Source organism: Escherichia sp. GZ89, assembly GCF_019366485.1.
GTDB lineage: Bacteria > Pseudomonadota > Gammaproteobacteria > Enterobacterales > Enterobacteriaceae > Escherichia > Escherichia fergusonii.
Genome location: NZ_JAEOHX010000001.1, coordinates 22,355 through 43,291, shown reverse-complemented (window position 1 = coordinate 43,291; position 20,937 = coordinate 22,355). Strand labels below are relative to the sequence as shown.

Genomic DNA, 20,937 nt, shown 5'->3' with positions numbered 1-20,937 from the left:
TGACGCCGGTCAGCAGTTCGTCATCAGGGCGTCTCCGCCACCGCCGGTGGCCTTGCTGCGGCGCTGCTGGGTCAGACTTTCGGTGTTGTCGAGACTGTTTTTCAGGCGGGTGAATGCCTGGCTGGTTTCATCCGCCCTGTCAGTCACCTCCTGCTTAAGTGCGGAAAAGGCGTTTTCCATCTCAGCGAGGCGCTGCTCAGTGGCGCTCAGTTTTTCCTGCACATGTTCAGCAACAGCGGTCACCGCTTCATGCACGTCATTCAGACGGGCGTCATCGCTGGCCTGTTTGCGGCCAAAAATGGATTTCACCTTTTCGGTCAGGGCGGTGAACACGGTTTCAGGCAGGTCTTCAAATTCCAGCTCAACGGGCGTTGCCACTGAAATCAGGTTTTCAGGGCTTAATTTGAAGCGGTTCAGGGGGTTGTGTTTTGCCGTGCGGCAGAATTCCAGGTATTCCGTGCCGAGGCTTGCCGGGTCATCGGTGACGGCCAGACCCACCAGATAACATTTGCCGGTATTGGCAAAGTTCGGCTGAATTTCCATTGAGGTGTAGACCTTCTGCGCGGCCTTGTTCATCGCGATAAGGTCATCGGTCGGGGTGATTTTCGCAAACAGCGCCCATTTGCCTTTCAGCGCCGAATCATCGTCAATCTTTTCGGCCTTCAGTTCGACCACATCGCCATAACGCTTAAAAATACCGTCAGGCAGGATGCCGCGCAGATGTTCCAGGTTAATGCGGCAACCATAGACTCGCGGGTCAAAGGTTTCGGCCATTTCCTGAATATCCTGCGCACTGATGACACGCCCGTCACAGGTGTCACCCTCAACGCCGATACGAAAGAATTTTGAGACTTTTTTTGCCATTGTCAGGAGTCCTGAATAGTGATTAGAGGAGTCACATGTCGGCATCAGTTTCCCGACGATGCGCATCCTCCGCCATCAGTCCCGGATGGCTTATCACTGACACAACAGCACCTTAGCGAATCGCGGGGCGCGACTCAGTAGCCTTGCCGTGTATTCATCACGGCGAGGTATTCATGACCATCACCACAGACACCACTCTTTTACACGACCCGCGTCGTCAGGCGGCGCTGCTGTACTGGCAGGGGTTTTCCGTGCCGCAGATTGCCGCCATGTTGCAGATGAAACGCCCGACGGTGCAGAGCTGGAAACAGCGCGACGGCTGGGACAGCGTTGCCCCCATCAGCCGTGTCGAAATGAGTCTGGAAGCGCGGCTGACCCAGCTCATCATCAAACCGCAGAAAACCGGCGGTGACTTCAAGGAAATTGACCTGCTGGGACGCCAGATTGAACGACTGGCACGGGTCAACCGCTACAGTCAGACCGGCAACGAGGCAGACCTTAATCCGAACGTCGCTAACCGCAACAAAGGCGGGCGCCGCAAACCGAAAAAGAATTTTTTCAGTGACGAGGCCATCGAAAAGCTGGAGCAGATTTTCTTTGAGCAGTCTTTCGACTATCAGTTGCACTGGTATCGCGCCGGGCTTGAGCACCGCATCCGCGATATCCTGAAATCCCGCCAGATTGGCGCGACGTTTTATTTTTCCCGCGAGGCGCTGCTGCGCGCCCTGAAAACCGGTCATAACCAGATTTTTCTGTCGGCCAGTAAAACGCAGGCGTATGTGTTCCGCGAATACATCATCGCCTTTGCCCGGCTGGTTGACGTTGACCTGACCGGTGACCCGATTGTCCTGGGCAATAACGGCGCAAAACTGATTTTTCTCGGCACCAACTCCAACACCGCGCAGAGCCATAACGGCGACCTGTACGTCGATGAGATTTTCTGGATCCCGAATTTTCAGGTACTGCGTAAGGTGGCATCAGGTATGGCCTCACAGAGTCACCTGCGCTCGACCTATTTCTCCACCCCGTCCACGCTGGCGCACGACGCCTACCCGTTCTGGTCGGGTGAACTGTTCAACCGGGGACGCGCCAGCGCCGCCGAACGCGTGGAAATCGACGTCAGTCATAACGCCCTTGCCGGTGGGCTTCTCTGTGCAGACGGCCAGTGGCGGCAGATTGTCACCATTGAGGACGCCCTGAAAGGTGGCTGCACGCTGTTCGACATTGAACAGCTCAAACGCGAAAACAGCGCCGACGATTTTAAAAACCTGTTCATGTGTGAATTTGTTGACGACAAGGCGTCGGTGTTCCCGTTCGAGGAGTTGCAACGCTGCATGGTCGACACGCTGGAAGAATGGGAAGACTATGCACCCTTTGCCGCCAATCCGTTCGGTTCCCGCCCGGTATGGATTGGTTACGACCCGTCACACCGTGGCGACAGCGCCGGATGCGTGGTGCTGGCACCGCCGGTGGTGGCCGGTGGCAAATTCAGAATACTTGAGCGTCACCAGTGGAAAGGCATGGACTTTGCCACTCAGGCTGAATCCATCCGCAAACTCACCGAAAAATATAACGTCGAATACATCGGTATTGATGCCACCGGCCTCGGCGTCGGCGTGTTCCAGCTCGTGCGCTCGTTCTATCCCGCCGCGCGCGACATCCGCTACACGCCGGAAATGAAAACCGCAATGGTGCTCAAGGCAAAAGACGTTATCCGCCGTGGCTGTCTGGAATATGACGTCAGCGCCACCGACATCACCAGCTCGTTTATGGCTATCCGCAAGACCATGACCAGCAGCGGACGCAGTGCCACCTATGAGGCCAGCCGCAGCGAGGAAGCCAGCCACGCCGACCTCGCCTGGGCGACCATGCATGCCCTGTTAAATGAGCCACTCACCGCCGGTATCAGCACCCCGCTGACATCCACCATTCTGGAGTTTTACTGATGAGCAAGAAAAAAGGGAAAACACCGCAACCTGCGGCAAAAACAATGACCGCCAGCGCCCCGAAAATGGAGGCATTCACCTTTGGTGAGCCGGTGCCGGTACTCGACCGCCGTGACATTCTGGATTACGTCGAGTGCATCAGTAACGGCAGATGGTATGAGCCGCCGGTCAGCTTTACCGGTCTGGCAAAAAGCCTGCGTGCTGCCGTGCATCACAGCTCACCGATTTACGTCAAACGTAATATTCTGGCTTCAACGTTTATCCCGCATCCGTGGCTTTCCCAGCAGGATTTCAGCCGCTTTGTGCTGGATTTTCTGGTGTTCGGTAATGCGTTTCTGGAAAAGCGTTACAGCACCACCGGTAAGGTCATCAGACTGGAAACCTCACCGGCAAAATATACCCGCCGTGGCGTGGAGGAGGATGTTTACTGGTGGGTGCCTTCCTTCAACGAGCCGACAGCCTTCGCACCTGGCTCCGTGTTTCATCTGCTGGAGCCGGATATTAATCAGGAGCTGTACGGCCTGCCGGAATATCTGAGCGCCCTTAATTCTGCCTGGCTGAATGAGTCGGCCACGCTGTTCCGCCGCAAGTATTACGAAAACGGCGCACATGCCGGATATATCATGTATATCACCGACGCATTGCAGGACCGCGATTACATTGACTCACTCCGCGAAAACATGGCTAATTCGAAAGGCCGCAATAACTTTAAAAATCTGTTTCTCTATGCCCCACAGGGAAAGCCAGACGGCATCAAAATTATCCCGCTCAGTGAAGTGGCAACGAAGGACGATTTTTTTAATATCAAAAAAGCCAGCGCCGCAGACCTGCTGGACGCGCACCGCATCCCTTTTCAGTTGATGGGCGGCAAGCCGGAGAACGTCGGGTCGCTGGGTGATATTGAGAAAGTGGCAAAGGTCTTTGTCCGCAATGAGCTTATCCCGTTACAGGACAGGATCCGCGAGATAAACGGCTGGCTCGGTCAGGAGGTCATCCGCTTTAAAAACTACTCACTGGACACTGACAACGGCTGAACATCGCCGCCTGCGGGCGGCTTTTTTACCCCCCGTCATCACGCCCTCACACGCTCACCACCGCACAAAACAGCCCGCAGGCAAACCAACGCCCCGGCGCACAATCTAAACGCTATCACGACACGCTCAGACGCTGAAAAAATAAAATCAGCACCACCGCCAGCGCGCAGTGCTTTCCCCGCCTCGCCCGCCCGCTTCATGGGGCGGTTTTAATGCAGGTGCATCATCCCCCCGGCAAGCGCCTGTTCTGGTGCTCGCTGTCAAAAGATATATTTGAAAATGAATGCAAATTTATGCACCTAATGCAGGCGAGGCTAAAAAGAACATCTTTAGTTTGTTTTTTTAACTCCACTGTATTCAGCTATCATCCTCTCAACCGCTGGAAGCAACTCAGCAGGAACGCAAATAGACCTATCTGCCTTTCCAACATCTTTTGGCGTTTTGTAAGTACCATTATAATTAAGGACGCATTCTTTAAGAATTTCAAAAAGAGAAACAATAGGGTCCACGCCATAGCTATCAATAAACTTTCGATAGCCATCATTATCAGATAACGATGAAATATCTCCATGAACAAACTTACACCTAAGCTCATAGATTATTCCTATTTTTGAATCAATATCAATAATTTTCGCCGCATCTCTGCAAACACCGCCAATAATTGAATTTTTATTACCATTATTGGTTCCATACATAGCATCCAATGCTATAAATTGATTCAAAAACCTTTCACGTTTGTCATCCCTCCACCCGTGCGCTATAAAGGAAAGAGCAGACAACATCCTTTTATCAGGTGATGAAAGTATTTTTGTAAGTATCGCCAAGGCTGAATCCGTTATATTTAAATTATATACAGACGGAATATTCACTCGAAACTCACTTTCATGATATTTCCCGACACCAAAAGACTCAACTAGATTATTAACAGCAACTCGATTAATCACAAAAGGATTATCAACTGCAAGACATAAAGCTCCAAACAAACTATCAAACATTTTCACCGCTTTATCCTCTGATGAAGCATATGCCACCACCAAGCAGGATTTTGACTGTCGAAAATATTTCCCAATTGGTTTATGCCGCATATATTCATCATCATAAAAATCAACAGGAATCTTGATGTCAGTTTTGTCTTTAATATCAGAAAGTAATTCCACCCCTAGCCCCGGGCCATATAAAAATAAATTTTCTCTAAGCTCAAGCTTCCCATCAAAGCCAGCACACCCAAGATTATAAATATATGGACAGGATTTTATTCGTGAACGTATATAATACTTAAACATCTCACTAAGATTTTTTCTATGAACTTGCGTTATAATATCATCAACACAAATCTTATCAGGATTAAGCGACAGAAAATCAGCATCAATGCGATTGAAGGCTTCAGAACAAAAACCTAACAATAATCTTTTCGCATTGTGAAGGTCACTTATACCTAATTGGGGACCATATGCTTTTAATAACCTGCTAGCACATTTTGCAATCTCCTCATCATTATATGCAAGCCAAAAAACAAAATCTTCTAATGCTTTACCGACTTGAATACAAGGCTGCTCCTTACCATGACTATAAAAAAAACTTTTGCATAATTTGTTTATCATGCCATTAGAGAACGCAACCTTCATAGATACTTCATCCCTTAACGCACTCATCGATAATAATTCCTTATAAGTTATTAATACACGACTACTAAAGTATTGCTTCAGATTTGTTAATGTATCATGATGCCATCAGTTTAAGAAAACATCACCCAATCGTCTTTTACAGCATAACTAAACCGCTCACCTTCATAAATTACTGTTGCCCCGCGCGCCAACGCCTCAAGCTCCCATCGCTGCGGCCTGATACCGTTCTGAGCAAGGTCAACACGGATACGGGTGATTTGCAATCGTTCAGACCGGGTCAATCTGGCCGATGGTGCAATTTCATGTGGTTTTAACGGGCTTCCGTTTCTTTGCTGACGGTTTGGTGTTCTCAGGTCGTGTTTTAATGCGCCCCTGAGCGCCCTCACGACCTCCGTGTCATTCCATTCGATAACACCGTCATCAACCAGATTAAGCACTGCTGCGGCGTGTTCAGAAGGTGTGGGAGCCGGTAACGAAGTATCATCACCGGTGAGCTTTCCACAGTTATTGACAGGACTCCGAGGCGCGGCGATGCCGCTTTTTAAAGTCAAAGGCTCAACGACCGGCACTTTCGGCACAATGCGCCAGTCCGTCGTTCTGGTGATATGAATATGACGCGCGCCGAGATGCGGCGCGTAAATGCCGACCACTCTCTCGACTTCTTCCTCGTACTCGTTCACGTCATCCGACGGGCTACGGGCGACCCTGACAGTCTGACAATCGCGCGGGACATTTGCCCCACCCTGCGCGCTGATATACAGCGCAAAATCGCCACTGTCTGCGGCGGCGCGTGCAGCCTCCACGCGTTCGTCAAATTCATCAGCAATGCTGACGCCGCGAGGCAATTTACGTAGCTCACGGTAAGCTCCCATTGTCGGCAGGCCAACCGTTTTAAATTGCGGGATGCGCCACGTTGACGCCCATGCGGTAACAGCCGCCGCAGTATCTTTCAGCGGTCTGCCGGTATCGTTATCGAGCTGACCATCCAGTGCATAGCCGTCGATATTTTTTGAAATGTATTTCGCGATATATCCCGCAGCACCGCCCCGGTTAAGGTGCTTTGCCTGAAAACGGTTTCGCGCGGCTCCTCTTTCGTCACCATCCTCTTTGAGCGCATAGCGACGCATGATTTCGATAATCTGGTTACGCTGGCGTGGATTACAAAAAAGCATCATATGCCAGTGCGGCGTTCCGTCGTGGTGTGGCTCGACGACACGCAAACCGTAGACCTGTAAATCATTATCCTTGAATGCCGTGCGCATCAGGCTCCAGATGCGGCAGAGATAACGCTGCGCATCCTTTGGATTAAATGCCTCATCGTTCCAGCCGTGATTAAGCTGAACGGTTTTACTTTCGCCTTTTCTGACCTGACGAGTCGGGTGATACTTTGACGGCGCGGTCAGCGTGATAAACATCCCCACATCACCCTCTGCGGCGGCGTAACGCTCAATACCGGCAATGGTGTTCATCAGCTCCATCCGGCGAATTTCAGGATTAGAAATACTGCCCATCACCTTACTGATAAGGTCGATGCGCTCGCCGGTTTCCCTGTTTTCAAGGTCACACGATTTAAGAAATTCCAGATTTGCCTGGCGGCGCGCACGCACATCACGAATGGCGTGTTTACTGGCATAAGGAGAACGGTCTTTATTGACCTCCCCGACAGCTATCAGTAACGCTTCATGCCAGCGCATACGCTGGCCTTTAAGCTGATGAGTCCACCACTCATCGTTAAACAGACGGGCAATGGCAGAATATGCCTGCCTCGTGGTCATCTGCCCTTTACGGTATTTTTTCCAGTAGAGAGGGGAAATATTGAAAGCACGTGCAGCGCCAGCAACATGACCATAGAGGTGAGCCTGCGCCTCATCCGTAAACAGCGATTCTTTTTCGCCATGCGCATCCACCCAGGCATCGCTGAGTTCCTCATACATCATGAAAAGCTGCGATGAGATACGGGCAGCAAACTTTTTCAGCTCCTTGTCATTCATTCCCGGCAGGCGCGCATAGTGGTCACGCTCTGCCAGAAACAGTAACGACGCGTCGGTGTTCATTTCATGGCGCTGATTCACACGCTCAATGCGCGGCCATAAACGACGCTGAAAAGTGGATGTGAGGAAATAAAACCCGTGCACCGGGCTTTTATTGTGCCGGATGTAGTCATAGCGTGAAGTAAACAGCGAGCGCAAAAAGTAAGGCAGGCGGTTAATCGTGGATAAAACACCTTGCACCTGACGCATCTCGTCACGTGTAAGGGGTCTTTCGCGCCCGACAGCCTCGCGTGGCGCGTTCCATGCATAAGCACCGGTAAACGCCTTACCGGTGCCTGCGGCAAATGCTGACGTAGTTACGCCGGTGTATTGCTCCTGGAAAGAATGACTCATTCACATACACCGGCATAGACACTACTGCAAACGGCTTTATCATTCGCCGAAGCCAGTAAATCAAACTGAGTACCCCCACGCGTTGTCATTGTCCAGTCATGGTAGGTTTCTATTCCGTATGCCTCGACTGTTACAATCTCAATACGACGTTCTGCGCGTAGCGGATCATGTGTGGATGGGAAAAAAGTGGAATTTCCCCGACGGGAGCACGACGCAACCAGTCGTTCCCATTCAGCAACCCGTTTTATTTCCTCCGGCCACCGGCGAAAAATTTCTGCCAGTTCAGATTTACGGACATGAATACATGGCATACAACCAACACGGCCACACCCCTGCTGATATAACGGATTTGGCTTAATGTCATGTCTTCTGGCTATTGCAAATACATCTTCATGCTTCCAGTGCAAAATCGGGCGATATACATGCAATCCGGGGGTGTTGTCTGCATCCTCTTCCCAGACAGGTAAAGCAGCGCGTGATGGCGATTCCTGAGCACGCACTCCCTGCCAGCTAATCACTTCCTCAAATTCATTGAGTAAAGGCAATATTACCTGAGAACGCACGGGCTCATGTTTCAGTTCAAATGTGCAAAATCTGGCTTTGGTTGATGGGAAACGCCCCTTCCACAGACACAAATCAAGAAACGGGATACCCGTTGGTTTGAGAATTTCCAGCGCACAACTGATGCGCTGGCGTGCTTCTTCTTCCGACATTCCACAATCGTTAACCAACAAATCAGGCCATTTGGTCTGGATAAACTTGCGCTTTGATTCAATCCGGCAGGAAAAATCAGCTCTGACTCTTTTAATTGGGCCAAGCCGTTTTTCCAGATAATCCAGATATTTCATTGTCTGTGGATGTTCATGTCCCGTATCAGCAAAAACCGGCAATATGGGTACATTTTCTTCAATAGCGACAAGCCACTGAGCAAGGCTGTCCTTTCCACCTGAAACAAAAATAACATTGATGGTATTTTCAGTATGGCAACGTGCATCAGTAATCATTCAGACGCTCCTCTGGAGAACGCCTCTGAACAACGCTTGCTGAGTTGCTCAACCTGCGCGTTTAAATCGGCAAAAGATTTTGCGCTTCCGGTCAGAATATCGTGATGCATCAGGCCGGAAACGAGCTGGCTTAATTTCGGGTAATAACCAACCACCGCCAGCCATTCCTGACCGGCGTTTTTACCGCTTTCCGCTCTCTTTTTCTCGTGGAGAATAAACTGAAAGCTGTCACTGGTAACGACATAACGTTCGCCAATTTCAATACGAATACTCATGCCGTTCTCCGGTAATGTTTGTTTTTTGCTTCAAAGACTGACTGACAGGAAACACAACGCGTGGCTGACGGATAAGCCGCACGACGGGCAGCAGGTATTGGCGCGTCACACTCTTCGCAAACCAGCGCAGAAGCACCGCAATGTTTTACCCTTGCCGCGTTAATCTGGCGCTCCAGTAATTCAGCCTGTTGTTCCTGAATAAAATCTACGTTGTCCGGCATTACCAGTTCCTTTTGTCGTTCAGTTTTTTAAATTCATCAGCGCAATAGCTGGCGATTTCTGTCGTTAATTTCGTCAGTTCATCCACGGAGGAAATTTGCTTGTGAAATACAGCGCGTTTAACAAGTAAATTGACCACATCAGACAGGAGATTTAATTTATCCGCATAAATGGCTATAGTTGATTCCACCATATCCCCAGTGTTTTTATCGCGTTTAATATCAGCTAGCGACAAATCACCATTTTTCATAACTGAAATCTTCAGCCAGTTATTAAGCAATATATTTTTCATTCGCTATATGCCCTCTCCGCAGAATCAATCATTTCCCGGCCATTATCGGTAATACAGAAACCTTCTCTTGATTTGGTCACAAGCCCCCATTTCCCCATTGCTATAAATGCTTTTTCCACACGACTAGGACAGGAGCGGAAGACATCGCTTGAAGGATGTAGTGGAGTCTTGTCATCTAATTTTTTAAGTAATGAAAGTTGATAATCTGTTAAGCGTTTCCTGAACCATTTTGTATTTGTCATCTCCAACTTTCCTGTTATTTATTGAGTCCTAGATTATGGAATTTGGCAGACTCCTGACTGAGCAACTCGACTATCTCCACGCGGGATAACTCCGCCTTTGTGATGTGGCGAATCATGGCATCAAGATGAGACGAAAAGCGCGTTGCTGCATCGGCCTGTGCTTCGGTTCTGGCCTGTTGCAGCATTAATGCGTATTTACCGCACTGATTTTCAGAAACTGTATGCATGACTTTCTCCAGGCAAAAAGAATCCCCGCACGATTAAGTGCGTTAAAAACTCTGGTTAATTATTTAATGCAGATATTGCTCTGGTTTTACCGACGTCAGAATTGTCGGTGCATACTCAAACAGGCTGAATAATTCACGTAATGCACGGAATAAAGCATCACGCCAGTAACATGATTCTTCATTAATTCGCCAGTATGGCTGGTTAAATTCTTTTTCTGTCAGTCGTGCGTGCATAAATAAAGTGCGACGCTGACTGACTGTTAAAAAACTAATATATGCATACTCACTCGCGCCAACCTGACGGCGTTTTGAGAATGCCCCACGCAATTCATCAATTGCACATACCAGTCGTTCACGTTCGACGTCGTTCATTTCTTCAAAACGCATCGTTGCGTGACGCTGTTTTAACTGAGCATGGAAGCAAACCGTTAACCGTTCGCGCTCCATCATCTGATTATAATAATCACATGTATCCTGCCAGCGAGGGACGGCCAGATGCTTACCAATTATCCGGCGCATAGCTGCTGGCTGTTTTTCAACGAGATTGAGCGTCATCACTGTCATTTCCAGACCCTCCGGCTTTTCAGAAAGGTCAGAGCCTTTTTTAACGGACTCTGTTTTTTGGTGCGGATAATGATTCCCTTACGCCCCTTACCGTGGGTGATGGTGAAGTCAATCGCCCTGGGGCTTTCGTTACGCAGTAACTGAGCAATACAACGAGGCTCGTTCATCCTTTCCACCTTAAGCCGCACGGCCATGTCTTGATTTGCTGTAACTAATGCGATTTTTCCAGTCATGCCATTCTGTCGGAGCTTCATCAACCAGTTGGGCTGCGTACTTGTCCCACTCACGGCGATTAATCCATAATTCAGCTTTCCCTCTTGGTTTTAATGGGTCTGTCATGTAGAAGGCTGGCAGCTTTCCTGCTTTAGCCATTTCAGCCACCGCGCGTGGTGTCTTACCGATGTAAAGAGCAAAACCTTCTTTCGACAGCAAATCAGATGGGCGCTCTGAAATCTGAATGCTTTTACGTTTGGCTTCATTTTCGAAACTTGCCTCATCGCTAGTTGGACAAGAAATTTCTACATTTGTCGTCACTTTGCTATCCTCCATAAGATTTGTGATTCACCAACTGGAGCCATCTAGAGCCTTTTTGAGTGAATCACAAATTGCCAAGTAACAATATAATTGGAGATTAGCAAAATTATGTCAAGTGAACAAAGTGAAAAACTAAAGCTCATCCGTGAATCCGAACGCCTTAAAACTAAGGAACTTGCTGAATTAATTGGAATTAATTACTACACATATCATGGATATGAATCAGGAAAATCAAAAATGCCTATGGAAGCAGGTATGAAGCTGTTTAAGCATCCACGCTTTCGCAAGTATCGTGACTGGTTCATGTTTGATGAAACAGATCCAGCAGCTGGACAAATAGCCCCGGCTCTCGCACACATTGGGCAAGACTCAACAACCTTGCACCACTCAGACCAGAAAACTGGCTGACGATTTATTCAGCATATGTGTGTAGTAAATGTACGAAAGAAAATTGCATTAATTTTCAAGTAGTAGAAGTAAATAGCGTCATCGGAGGGCTTTATGTCTATTAAAAAGCTCGATGATGGTCGTTATGAAGTGGACGTCAGACCGCAGGGTGCAGATGGAAAACGTATCAGGCGGAAATTTAAAACTAAAGGTGAAGCTCAAGCATTCGAACGTCATGTACTGGTTAACTACCACAACAAAGAGTGGCTGGAGAAACCAGCCGACCGCCGAACTCTTACAGAGTTGTTAGGCAGATGGTGGATATATCACGGAAAATCACATGAGCGTGGAGATATTGAACGGGGGCGTTTAACGACAATAATCGCCAAATTTGCAGAAATGGGAGTGTCCAGAGCTGACCAGCTAACAAAGAAAACGATAACTGATTATCGCGTTGTAATGATGAACGATGGTCTAAAACCAGCCAGCGTAAATCGGCATCTGGCAATAATGAGCGGGATGTTCACCAAGTTAATTGACGCCGGTGAATACCACTCTCACAACCCGTTCCGTGAGGTTAAGCGGTTACGTGAAGCTGTTACAGAAATGGCTTTTTTGTCCAGTGAAGAGATTACGCGGCTGTTATCCATGCTTGATGGTGATGAATTAAATGCGACTCTGGTCTGCCTTTCTACTGGTGGACGCTGGAGTGAAGTGTCTAATTTAAAAGCTGAACACATCATTAACCAGATGGTTACGTTTATGAAAACTAAAAACGGAAAGCGCAGGACAATTCCCGTTTCGCAGGACCTGATTAAACGGATCAAGACCAAAAATTCAGGCAGGCTTTTTAATGCCAGTTACTACAAAGTGCGTAACGCTCTCAGGGAAGTAAAACCCGATTTACCTGACGGACAGGCAGTGCATGTTTTGAGGCATACATTTGCCACACATTTTATAATGAATGGAGGTAACATAATCACATTGCAGCGCATCCTGGGTCATTCTAACATTCAGCAAACTATGACCTACGCACACTTTGCACCGGATTTCTTACAAGATGCAGTGACTCTTAACCCGGTGTCAGGAATGTCCATAATGCGTCCATAAACCAGAGTTAACTAGAGCCAATTGAAGCGATATGAGTAATTTAACTAATTGTAATACAACAGAAAATACCGCTACGGCGGGGGCTACCAAGTCAGTTATTGGTCGCATTCACTCCTTTGAATCCTGTGGAACCGTAGACGGCCCAGGTATTCGCTTTATTACTTTTTTCCAGGGCTGCCTGATGCGCTGCCTGTATTGTCATAACCGCGACACTTGGGACACGCATGGTGGTAAAGAAGTTACCGTTGAAGATTTAATGAAAGAGGTGGTGACCTATCGCCACTTTATGAATGCATCTGGCGGTGGTGTTACCGCGTCCGGCGGCGAGGCAATCCTGCAAGCCGAGTTTGTTCGTGACTGGTTCCGCGCCTGCAAAAAAGAAGGTATTCATACCTGTCTGGACACCAACGGTTTTGTTCGTCGTTACGATCCGGTGATTGATGAACTGCTGGAAGTAACCGACCTGGTGATGCTCGATCTCAAACAGATGAACGACGAGATCCACCAAAATCTGGTTGGAGTTTCCAACCACCGCACGCTGGAGTTCGCCAAATATCTGGCGAACAAAAATGTGAAGGTTTGGATCCGCTACGTTGTTGTCCCTGGCTGGTCTGATGATGATGATTCTGCCCATCGTCTGGGTGAATTTACCCGCGATATGGGCAACGTCGAGAAAATCGAGCTTCTCCCCTACCACGAGCTGGGCAAACACAAATGGGTGGCAATGGGTGAAGAGTACAAACTCGACGGCGTGAAACCACCGAAAAAAGAGACCATGGAACGCGTGAAAGGCATTCTTGAGCAATATGGCCATAAGGTAATGTTCTAATTTCCCGGTAAAGCGGCAACTTTATTGAGTCGCCGCTTTGTTATTCCGCACTGCATAAATAATTCAGGGCTCTATTTCTTGCGCCCTTACAGCATAGCTTCCAGATCTATTACCCAAACCGCCAGTATATGTCCTGCGGCTTGCGTGCATTTCTCGATTATGTAAAAACGGGTCAGCTCTGCCCGACTTAGCAGAACTGACCACAACGATTATTCACTATTCGCTTTACGCGCCAACAACGGGAATATCAGCCCTAATCCTACCAGCACAAACGGTGTTGCAATGTTCAGCGCCAGCTGGAAAGTCCACTCGGTAGTGAAGGCTTCCATTTTCGGGAAGATCCCCGTCAAACAGGCAAAAGCGGTAAAGGCAAAACACCAAATCCCGACGGTCATCGCCAGCCATCTATTACGAATAAAGACATACTCTGGTTTATATTTCTGCGCCAGGCGAACGACTGCAATAAATGCAACAAACACCCACAAATAACGCAGTGGCATCACTACCGAGTTAAGATTCAACAACCATTTGTAGAGATTATTCATATCACCAATACCCAGCGTTGGCAGCATTATCAGGATCGCCACTAACACCAGCGTCAAAATATACCCGTTAACTGGTGTTCCTGAATCATTTGTACGGCACAATCTTGCAGGAATATATTTCCTGTCTGCATCCCCTAGTAAGACTTTCAGTGGCGCATCAATTGAGAATACCAGTGCAGCAACATGCCCAAGGGTATTGGCAATGGCGTAAATGACCATTAAGGAATTACCCATATTGTAATACTCTCCCAATTTCTGGAAGGCATAATACTGCCCATTGGTCATTAAATCATCCGGAATATGCCGCGAGTCAAACATCATCCCCATCGCCAGCGATCCCAGAATTGCACACACCGCAACCATTGCTGCTAAACATAGCATCCCTTTTGGAAACTCTTTTCCCGGATTACACGTTTGATTAACGTAAGGAGAAATCTTCTCAGCACCGCCCACTGCAAAAACTAACATCGAAATAGTCGTTATGTAGGTGAAATCTATATGAGGAATAAACGTTTCCGAGGTAATATTAGTGGTCGCAATATGAACTTCAGTTATAGCCGGTGCAGCTACTGCCATCGCCACATATAACAGCGACATTACAAACATCGCGATTCCCGCAATCGAACCGACGGTTTTCAGCGATTTCATACCGCGCGATGCGACCCACATAAAGAAGACAAACAATACCAATGTTAGCCCCTGTAATACTACCACCGAGTATTCTTTAATTAGTGAACCGTCACCTTTCACGGCCCAACCAAGAGCAATCAGAATTGTTTGAGGTTTTTGTGCCAGGTAAGGAATATGCACCACCCAATAGGTCCATGCGGCAAGATAAGCCAGTCCTGGCCCCATAGTATGCTTAATCCAGGTGCTAACTCCGCCCTTCCCATCTTTAAACGTTGAACCCAGTTGTCCGACAATAAGAGCATACGGAGTAAAATAAAGGATAAATATAAACAACCATGAGAAAACTACCACTAATCCCTGGTTTGCATAATTATTAACAACATTGCCAAATCCCCAGACTGTAATAAATGACATCAATGCAATATTGTACCATCGCAACTGTTTTTCCTGCCCATTACGCGCCATAAACAATCCTTCGCTAAAAATTGAATGCTATTGGAAAATCCGGGGATTATGCGCGATAAAAGAAAGAGACGGAAATAGTGAAATGCAAAAATATAACCTACTGCACAATTTATTTCTTAGAGAAAAAACTTCAGATAAATCAAGTTACGAAGAGAAAATACATATACAGAGTATGAAAAATCATGATCATACTCTGTCAGATTAACCTTACACGTGTGCCACAGGATTTGAGGTATGTCTGGCATTACGAAGTAACATGAGCAGGTAAATAAATGATACGCTGGCAATCATAATAAATAACAGATTATCGGAATAATGCTGCATTAACATCGCGGTAAATGACGGCCCCAGCAAACTGCCGATTGTGTAACTCAAAAGCAATGCCTGATTCATAGCAACTAATTGGTCTTGCGAAACTTTTTCGCAAGACCAGGCCATAGCGACAGGGTAAAGTGTAAACCCAGCAGCGCCGAGGATAAATAATGCAGGAGCCATTGCTGTATGTGTAAGCATGGCAATGCTTCCCAAAATCACCACAAAAATCTGAACACGCAAAACTAACAACCGGCCAAATTTATCAGCCAGGCGACCAATTGGCCACTGTCCTACAATTCCAGCACTCACTAACACCGCCATCCAAAAACCAATGTTGGAATTACTAATTCCCTGATGGTTCAGATAAAGTGGCATCAACCCGTATAAAGAGCCAAGCACTATGCCGGAAATAATACAGCCATTAACACCTAATCGCGCCTGGCGTAGTTTCAGCATTGAGGTAATAGATGTTGTTTTCCGAGATTCAGTTTGCTGACTCAGGATACGAGTAAATAACAGAGGCAGAATTCCAGCCAGAATCAGAGCTGTAACCCAGGGCAAAACATTCATTAGTTCGGTAGAAACTTTACTAACCAGCAACTGCCCCAGAAACGTTCCCACATAATAGATCATCATATATGCAGCGAGCAGACGGCCACGATTGCGCGATGTACCACTGCACATCAGAGCGCTTTCAACCACCACCCAAATCATGGCACAACCAACGCCCGCAACAAAACGCCAGGCCATCCAACTCCAGAAGCCAATCATTAAGCCCAGGCCCAGACATCCCGCAGCAAAAACCAAAGATGCAAGGTAGTAACTACGGTTAAATCCGAGGCGTTTGATCAAATACCCTGTCAACAATGTGCCCACCAGATTACCAGTGAAATAAGATGAGCTGACCATACCAACCTGCCATGTCGGTAGATGTTCATGAGCAAGCCATAGCGGTACAAGCGTGTTCAATACCGCTATCGCCAGGGTCAACAAAAGCAGGCCAGACAGCAAAAGCATGACAGGCCGGGTATAGATAGACATGGATAAAAACCGTGAGGAATTTCAAATTTCATGCGCATCATGCCACTGCTAAAACCAATGTCAATCATCGAAATATTAGCAAAGCGCATTTTTTACGGTTTCGATTTGTAATTCTGATTCTTAAAACAAAAAGTCATGGTAACTATGAATTCAGGTAATTGTTTTATTTGATCTATCTCAACGTCCTTACGTTTCGTACAGTCGAAAAATTTCATCGAGGCAGCAACACCTATTTTCCCGTCTATGCTTTTTGATGAAAACAAGTCACCTGAAATATTTCAGGTGACAGGCAAACTCTTACAGGAGAAATGAATGACCAGGCCCTATGTTCGTCTCGATAAAAATGACGCTGCGGTACTATTAGTTGATCATCAAGCTGGATTATTGTCACTTGTCAGGGATATTGAGCCTGACAAATTCAAAAATAATGTTCTGGCATTAGGCGATTTAGCAAAATATTTCAAACTCCCCACCATTCTCACTACCAGTTTCGAAACAGGTCCCAATGGTCCACTGGTTCCCGAACTTAAGGCACAGTTCCCGGATGCGCCTTATATTGCCCGTCCTGGCAATATCAATGCCTGGGATAATGAAGATTTTGTCAAAGCCGTAAAAGCTACGGGTAAAAAGCAGTTGATCATTGCAGGTGTAGTAACTGAAGTATGTGTTGCTTTCCCGGCACTTTCAGCCATAGAAGAAGGTTTTGATGTCTTCGTGGTGACCGATGCTTCAGGCACATTTAACGAGATCACACGCCATTCGGCATGGGATCGTATGTCGCAAGCAGGAGCGCAATTAATGACATGGTTTGGCGTCGCCTGCGAGTTGCACCGCGACTGGAGAAACGATATTGAGGGGCTGGCGACACTGTTCTCAAATCATATTCCTGACTATCGTAATCTGATGACGAGTTACGACACCTTAACGAAACAGAAATAAAAAAAGCTGGTTACTTCCTTGCAAGTAACCAGCTTTCAGATCAGCGTTAGCTGTTAATTAACCGATATATTCAAGGCCGTTCATGTACGGGCGTAAAACTTCCGGTACTTCGATACGACCATCAGCCTGCTGATAGTTTTCCATTACCGCAACCAGCGTACGACCAACAGCCAGACCAGAACCGTTCAGGGTATGAACCAGACGGGTTTTCTTGTCCGACTTGCTACGGCAACGTGCCTGCATACGACGCGCCTGGAAATCCCAAACGTTGGAGCAGGAAGAGATCTCGCGGTAGGTGTTCTGTGCCGGGATCCATACTTCCAGGTCGTAAGTTTTGCAAGCGCCAAAGCCCATGTCGCCGGTGCAAAGAATGATTTTACGGTACGGCAGGCCCAGCAACTGCAGGACTTTTTCCGCATGACCGGTCATCTCTTCCAGCGCCGCCATTGAGTCTTCCGGGCGAACGATCTGCACCATTTCAACTTTGTCGAACTGGTGCATACGGATCAGACCACGGGTGTCACGACCATATGAACCGGCTTCAGAACGGAAGCATGGGGTGTGGGCGGTCATCTTAATTGGCAGATCATCTTCATCAATGATTTCACCGCGTACCAGGTTAGTCAGCGGAACTTCTGCCGTTGGGATCAGTGCGTAGTTACTGGTATCTGCTTCTTCTTCCAGCGGACGAGTATGGAACAGATCGCCAGCAAACTTCGGCAACTGCCCTGTACCGTACAGCGTGTCCTGGTTAACCAGATACGGAACATAGTTTTCACTATAACCGTGCTGTTCGGTATGCAGATCTAGCATAAACTGCGCCAGTGCGCGGTGCATACGAGCAATCTGCCCTTTCATCACCACAAAGCGCGAACCGGTCAGCTTAACTGCGGCTGCAAAGTCCAGGCCAGAGTGCATTTCACCCAGCGTCACGTGGTCACGAACTTCGAAGTCAAACTCACGCGGGGTACCCCAGCGGCTGACTTCAACGTTGTCATTTTCATCTTTACCTACCGGCACTTCATCTGCAGGCAGGTTAGGGATTGTCAGCGCGATATCGCGAATTTCAGCCTGTAAAGCATCCAGCTCGGCTTTTGCTGCATCCAGCTCTTCGCCCAGTTTGTTCACTTCCAGACGTAAAGGCTCGATATCTTCCCCCCGCGCTTTCGCCTGGCCAATGGATTTCGATCGGGAGTTACGCTCCGCTTGCAGGTTTTCCGTTTTGACCTGCAATACTTTACGACGCTCCTCAAGAGCGCCCAACTTATCTACATCCAGCTTAAAGCCCCGGCGTGCCAGTTTTTCAGCGACTGCGTCTGGCTCATTACGCAGCAGATTGGGATCGAGCATGCTTATCCTGTGCTTATCGAATTAAATGGGAGATGTGGCCACAGCCTGCGGCCACAGAGAAACAGTAACAACATTACCGCAACGATAACATTAACGGTAGCGTTTTATGGGGCTATTTTGATCCTGTTCAGCCAGCCAGGCGAGCTTTTCGCCAATCTTGCCTTCAAGGCCCCTGTTTGTAGGGAAATAATAGCGTGTTTGTGCTATTTCCGGCGGGAAGTAAACCTCACCGGCAGCATAAGCGTTTGCTTCATCATGAGCATAACGATATTCCTGACCGTAGCCCATTTCCTTCATCAGTTTGGTCGGCGCATTGCGCAAATGAACCGGTACGTCATAATCCGGACGTTCGCGAGCATCGGCCAGCGCGGCTTTAAACGCAGTGTAGACAGCGTTGCTTTTTGGCGCGCAGGCCAGGTAAACAATCGCCTGAGCAATGGCGCGTTCACCTTCCGCCGGACCAACTCGCGTAAAGCAATCCCAGGCCGCAATTGCCACCTGCATCGCTCGTGGGTCAGCATTACCCACATCTTCCGACGCTATCGCCAGACAGCGACGCGCGACATATAACGGATCGCCACCGGCGGTAATAATTCGCGCATACCAATACAGCGCTGCATCGGGTGCGCTACCACGTACCGACTTATGCAGTGCGGAAATGAGATCGTAAAAGCGATCGCCTTTGTTATCAAAGCGGGCGCTACGTTCACCGGCGATTTCGGTCAGTAATTCAGGCTTGAGGACCCGCTTACCGCTATCATCGACTTCGGCCATATCCGCCATCATTTCCAGCGTATTCAACGCCCGGCGCGCGTCGCCATTCACCAGTTCAGCAATGGCGCGTCGTGTTTCATCTGGCAGAACAATATCCTGACCACCATAGCCACGGGTTTTGTCTTCCATGGCCTGAGTTAGTACTTGCTCAATATCCTCTGTACTCAAGGATTTCAGCAGATAGACACGGGCACGGGAAAGCAGTGCCGAGTTAAGTTCAAACGACGGGTTTTCAGTGGTTGCGCCAATAAAAGTGATGGTACCGTCTTCAATATGTGGCAGGAATGCATCCTGCTGGCTTTTGTTGAAACGGTGAACTTCGTCAACAAAAAGAATAGTGCGGCGACCAGCATTGCGGTTTTGCCGAGCGCGCTCGATCGCCTCGCGAATCTCTTTCACGCCAGAGGTAACGGCAGAAATACGTTCCACATCAGCGTTCGCATAGCGGGCAATCACTTCAGCGAGGGTTGTTTTGCCAGTACCCGGCGGCCCCCAGAGGATCATAGAATGCAAATGCCCGGCTTCGATAGCGCGCGGCAACGGCTTCCCCGCGGCCAGCAAATGTTGCTGGCCGATATACTGTGCTAAATTTTCTGGCCGCATACGCGCGGCCAGAGGTTGAAAAGTATTATCCGAAAAATCGAGCGACAGATTGCTCACTCAGGTGCCTCTACTTACGTTGATCATCTACCGTGACGCCTTGCGGCGGGGTGAAGGTAAATTTCGCTGCATCCACAGCCCCATTTTGCTGAGATTTCAGTTGATAACTGCTGCGCTGATCGTCCTGCTCCACCGCGCTAAACTGATGGATTGTGCCATCACGTCCCACGTTAATGGTGAACTGCTTCAGATTGCCATTGCTGGCTTTCGGCGTCAGGACAAAGTCATCGCCATTCTGTTTGATATTGTACTGCTGCCAGTCGCTGGACTGGTTGCGGGCAATCAGCATAAACGGCGTATTACCGGTGGCATCTTTCAGCCAGGTTGCCGTAGCTTGCTCAACGAACGGGTTATAGAACCACAGTGTTTTACCGTCAGAAACCAGAATGCTTTCATCAGGTTGAGTCATATGCCAGTTGAATAAATTTGGACGTTTCACCCACAGATCGCCCTGACCTTCCTGCACCGCCGCGCCGCTACCGTCAGTTACTTTTTGTGTGAAACTGGCGTGGAAGCTGCTGACTTTATCCAGACGGCTTTTCAGATCGCTTGCGGCATCAGCCCAAACGCTGCTTGCTACTAAGCTTGAGAGTAATGCACAGGTGATGGCAATTTTTTTCATCATTATTCCTCAAATTACGTCACTCCCGACCGGGAGCTCCCTCTACTCTCTATTCCAGGC

Annotated in this window: 23 protein-coding genes and 1 pseudogene; 7 read left to right on the top strand and 17 right to left on the bottom strand. The window is 48.3% G+C overall.

Annotation, left to right across the window (positions count from 1 at the left end; all coding sequences use genetic code 11):
• Positions 1–9 precede the first annotated feature (9 nt).
• A complete protein-coding gene (locus tag K0335_RS00200; protein WP_001085970.1) occupies positions 10–864 on the bottom strand; it encodes a GPO family capsid scaffolding protein in 855 nt (284 codons plus the stop codon).
• Positions 865–1,037: 173 nt separating this feature from the next.
• Between K0335_RS00200 and K0335_RS00195 the strand changes: the two genes are divergently transcribed.
• Together K0335_RS00195 and K0335_RS00190 are read left to right on the top strand one after the other, a co-directional pair.
• Complete coding sequence (locus tag K0335_RS00195) at positions 1,038–2,810, top strand: terminase ATPase subunit family protein (RefSeq protein WP_000156861.1); 1,773 nt, start codon at positions 1,038–1,040, stop codon at positions 2,808–2,810.
• A complete protein-coding gene (locus tag K0335_RS00190; RefSeq protein WP_104919606.1) occupies positions 2,810–3,844 on the top strand; it encodes a phage portal protein in 1,035 nt (344 codons plus the stop codon). Before K0335_RS00195 ends, K0335_RS00190 begins: the two co-directional genes overlap by 1 nt.
• Before the next feature lie 329 nt (positions 3,845–4,173).
• Here the strand turns inward: K0335_RS00190 and K0335_RS00185 are convergent, their stop codons facing one another.
• From K0335_RS00185 to K0335_RS00135, 11 genes are all read right to left on the bottom strand, one after another.
• On the bottom strand, positions 4,174–5,496 hold the full coding sequence (locus tag K0335_RS00185) for a HEPN domain-containing protein (protein WP_219393684.1): 1,323 nt from the start codon (positions 5,494–5,496) through the stop codon (positions 4,174–4,176).
• An 83-nt stretch (positions 5,497–5,579) separates the two neighbouring features.
• Complete coding sequence (locus K0335_RS00180) at positions 5,580–7,853, bottom strand: replication endonuclease (protein WP_219393683.1); 2,274 nt, start codon at positions 7,851–7,853, stop codon at positions 5,580–5,582.
• A complete protein-coding gene (locus K0335_RS00175) occupies positions 7,850–8,857 on the bottom strand; it encodes a phosphoadenosine phosphosulfate reductase family protein (protein WP_105288654.1) in 1,008 nt (335 codons plus the stop codon). The genes K0335_RS00180 and K0335_RS00175 overlap by 4 nt, the downstream gene beginning before the upstream one ends.
• A complete protein-coding gene (locus K0335_RS00170) occupies positions 8,854–9,132 on the bottom strand; it encodes a DUF5405 family protein (RefSeq protein WP_001600143.1) in 279 nt (92 codons plus the stop codon). The genes K0335_RS00175 and K0335_RS00170 overlap by 4 nt, the downstream gene beginning before the upstream one ends.
• Positions 9,129–9,353: a TraR/DksA C4-type zinc finger protein gene (locus K0335_RS00165; protein ID WP_001113264.1), complete on the bottom strand. Its 225-nt coding sequence runs from the start codon at positions 9,351–9,353 to the stop codon at positions 9,129–9,131. Before K0335_RS00165 ends, K0335_RS00170 begins: the two co-directional genes overlap by 4 nt.
• A complete protein-coding gene (locus K0335_RS00160) occupies positions 9,353–9,643 on the bottom strand; it encodes a DUF5405 family protein (RefSeq protein ID WP_021536410.1) in 291 nt (96 codons plus the stop codon). Before K0335_RS00160 ends, K0335_RS00165 begins: the two co-directional genes overlap by 1 nt.
• A complete protein-coding gene (locus K0335_RS00155; RefSeq protein ID WP_000185625.1) occupies positions 9,640–9,885 on the bottom strand; it encodes a hypothetical protein in 246 nt (81 codons plus the stop codon). The genes K0335_RS00160 and K0335_RS00155 overlap by 4 nt, the downstream gene beginning before the upstream one ends.
• Positions 9,886–9,899: 14 nt before the next feature.
• Positions 9,900–10,112, bottom strand: coding sequence for a DUF2732 family protein (locus tag K0335_RS00150; RefSeq protein WP_000557709.1), 213 nt, complete (start codon positions 10,110–10,112; stop codon positions 9,900–9,902).
• A gap of 63 nt (positions 10,113–10,175) precedes the next feature.
• The gene (locus K0335_RS00145) at positions 10,176–10,676 is read right to left on the bottom strand and encodes a hypothetical protein (protein WP_000217671.1); all 501 of its coding nucleotides are present in this window, start codon (positions 10,674–10,676) and stop codon (positions 10,176–10,178) included.
• Positions 10,673–10,843, bottom strand: coding sequence for a hypothetical protein (locus tag K0335_RS00140; RefSeq protein ID WP_001005162.1), 171 nt, complete (start codon positions 10,841–10,843; stop codon positions 10,673–10,675). Before K0335_RS00140 ends, K0335_RS00145 begins: the two co-directional genes overlap by 4 nt.
• Positions 10,844–10,853: 10 nt before the next feature.
• On the bottom strand, positions 10,854–11,225 hold the full coding sequence (locus K0335_RS00135) for a Cox family DNA-binding protein (RefSeq protein WP_000390230.1): 372 nt from the start codon (positions 11,223–11,225) through the stop codon (positions 10,854–10,856).
• Positions 11,226–11,318: 93 nt separating this feature from the next.
• Between K0335_RS00135 and K0335_RS00130 the strand changes: the two genes are divergently transcribed.
• The 4 genes and pseudogenes from K0335_RS00130 to K0335_RS00115 form a co-directional block, all read left to right on the top strand.
• Positions 11,319–11,618, top strand: a complete 300-nt coding sequence (locus K0335_RS00130; RefSeq protein ID WP_001389238.1) for a helix-turn-helix transcriptional regulator — start codon at positions 11,319–11,321, stop codon at positions 11,616–11,618.
• A 93-nt stretch (positions 11,619–11,711) separates the two neighbouring features.
• Positions 11,712–12,707 carry a tyrosine-type recombinase/integrase gene (locus tag K0335_RS00125; RefSeq protein ID WP_000023391.1) on the top strand — a complete coding sequence of 332 codons (996 nt, stop codon included), beginning with the start codon at positions 11,712–11,714 and terminating at the stop codon, positions 12,705–12,707.
• 31 nt (positions 12,708–12,738) lie between these two features.
• Positions 12,739–13,536, top strand: coding sequence for a pyruvate formate lyase 1-activating protein (gene pflA / locus K0335_RS00120; protein ID WP_000067979.1), 798 nt, complete (start codon positions 12,739–12,741; stop codon positions 13,534–13,536).
• 98 nt (positions 13,537–13,634) lie between these two features.
• A pseudogene (locus tag K0335_RS00115) lies at positions 13,635–13,727 on the top strand (LysR family transcriptional regulator); the annotation flags it as partial.
• 18 nt (positions 13,728–13,745) lie between these two features.
• Here K0335_RS00115 and K0335_RS00110 read toward each other — a convergent pair.
• Together K0335_RS00110 and K0335_RS00105 are read right to left on the bottom strand one after the other, a co-directional pair.
• Entirely contained in the window at positions 13,746–15,176 is a 1,431-nt protein-coding gene (locus K0335_RS00110) for an amino acid permease (protein ID WP_000113474.1), read from the bottom strand.
• Positions 15,177–15,383: 207 nt separating this feature from the next.
• On the bottom strand, positions 15,384–16,532 hold the full coding sequence (locus K0335_RS00105; protein WP_000029922.1) for an MFS transporter: 1,149 nt from the start codon (positions 16,530–16,532) through the stop codon (positions 15,384–15,386).
• 312 nt (positions 16,533–16,844) lie between these two features.
• Here K0335_RS00105 and ycaC point away from each other — a divergent pair, with 312 nt between their 5' ends.
• Positions 16,845–17,471, top strand: coding sequence for an isochorismate family cysteine hydrolase YcaC (ycaC, locus tag K0335_RS00100; protein WP_000198078.1), 627 nt, complete (start codon positions 16,845–16,847; stop codon positions 17,469–17,471).
• A gap of 57 nt (positions 17,472–17,528) precedes the next feature.
• Here the strand turns inward: ycaC and serS are convergent, their stop codons facing one another.
• The 3 genes from serS to lolA all read right to left on the bottom strand — a co-directional run bounded on the left by serS (position 17,529) and on the right by lolA (position 20,877).
• Positions 17,529–18,821, bottom strand: coding sequence for a serine--tRNA ligase (serS, locus tag K0335_RS00095; RefSeq protein WP_000886674.1), 1,293 nt, complete (start codon positions 18,819–18,821; stop codon positions 17,529–17,531).
• Between the two features lie 90 nt (positions 18,822–18,911).
• Positions 18,912–20,255 carry a replication-associated recombination protein RarA gene (gene rarA / locus K0335_RS00090; RefSeq protein WP_000067755.1) on the bottom strand — a complete coding sequence of 448 codons (1,344 nt, stop codon included), beginning with the start codon at positions 20,253–20,255 and terminating at the stop codon, positions 18,912–18,914.
• A 10-nt stretch (positions 20,256–20,265) separates the two neighbouring features.
• Entirely contained in the window at positions 20,266–20,877 is a 612-nt protein-coding gene (lolA, locus tag K0335_RS00085; protein ID WP_001295343.1) for an outer membrane lipoprotein chaperone LolA, read from the bottom strand.
• Positions 20,878–20,937 lie beyond the last annotated feature (60 nt).

Coding starts and splice junctions, on each gene's coding strand:
- K0335_RS00165 (WP_001113264.1), bottom strand. CDS start 9,353: ATGCCGGACAACGTAGATTTTATTCAGGAACAACAGGCTGAATTACTG.
- K0335_RS00125 (WP_000023391.1), top strand. CDS start 11,712: ATGTCTATTAAAAAGCTCGATGATGGTCGTTATGAAGTGGACGTCAGA.
- K0335_RS00150 (WP_000557709.1), bottom strand. CDS start 10,112: ATGCATACAGTTTCTGAAAATCAGTGCGGTAAATACGCATTAATGCTG.
- K0335_RS00200 (WP_001085970.1), bottom strand. CDS start 864: ATGGCAAAAAAAGTCTCAAAATTCTTTCGTATCGGCGTTGAGGGTGAC.
- K0335_RS00180 (WP_219393683.1), bottom strand. CDS start 7,853: ATGAGTCATTCTTTCCAGGAGCAATACACCGGCGTAACTACGTCAGCA.
- K0335_RS00160 (WP_021536410.1), bottom strand. CDS start 9,643: ATGAAAAATATATTGCTTAATAACTGGCTGAAGATTTCAGTTATGAAA.
- K0335_RS00175 (WP_105288654.1), bottom strand. CDS start 8,857: ATGATTACTGATGCACGTTGCCATACTGAAAATACCATCAATGTTATT.
- pflA (WP_000067979.1), top strand. CDS start 12,739: ATGAGTAATTTAACTAATTGTAATACAACAGAAAATACCGCTACGGCG.
- K0335_RS00105 (WP_000029922.1), bottom strand. CDS start 16,532: ATGTCTATCTATACCCGGCCTGTCATGCTTTTGCTGTCTGGCCTGCTT.
- K0335_RS00130 (WP_001389238.1), top strand. CDS start 11,319: ATGTCAAGTGAACAAAGTGAAAAACTAAAGCTCATCCGTGAATCCGAA.
- K0335_RS00195 (WP_000156861.1), top strand. CDS start 1,038: ATGACCATCACCACAGACACCACTCTTTTACACGACCCGCGTCGTCAG.
- K0335_RS00145 (WP_000217671.1), bottom strand. CDS start 10,676: ATGACAGTGATGACGCTCAATCTCGTTGAAAAACAGCCAGCAGCTATG.
- K0335_RS00140 (WP_001005162.1), bottom strand. CDS start 10,843: ATGAACGAGCCTCGTTGTATTGCTCAGTTACTGCGTAACGAAAGCCCC.
- K0335_RS00135 (WP_000390230.1), bottom strand. CDS start 11,225: ATGGAGGATAGCAAAGTGACGACAAATGTAGAAATTTCTTGTCCAACT.
- ycaC (WP_000198078.1), top strand. CDS start 16,845: ATGACCAGGCCCTATGTTCGTCTCGATAAAAATGACGCTGCGGTACTA.
- K0335_RS00110 (WP_000113474.1), bottom strand. CDS start 15,176: ATGGCGCGTAATGGGCAGGAAAAACAGTTGCGATGGTACAATATTGCA.
- lolA (WP_001295343.1), bottom strand. CDS start 20,877: ATGAAAAAAATTGCCATCACCTGTGCATTACTCTCAAGCTTAGTAGCA.
- K0335_RS00155 (WP_000185625.1), bottom strand. CDS start 9,885: ATGACAAATACAAAATGGTTCAGGAAACGCTTAACAGATTATCAACTT.
- serS (WP_000886674.1), bottom strand. CDS start 18,821: ATGCTCGATCCCAATCTGCTGCGTAATGAGCCAGACGCAGTCGCTGAA.
- K0335_RS00185 (WP_219393684.1), bottom strand. CDS start 5,496: ATGAGTGCGTTAAGGGATGAAGTATCTATGAAGGTTGCGTTCTCTAAT.
- K0335_RS00190 (WP_104919606.1), top strand. CDS start 2,810: ATGAGCAAGAAAAAAGGGAAAACACCGCAACCTGCGGCAAAAACAATG.
- K0335_RS00170 (WP_001600143.1), bottom strand. CDS start 9,132: ATGAGTATTCGTATTGAAATTGGCGAACGTTATGTCGTTACCAGTGAC.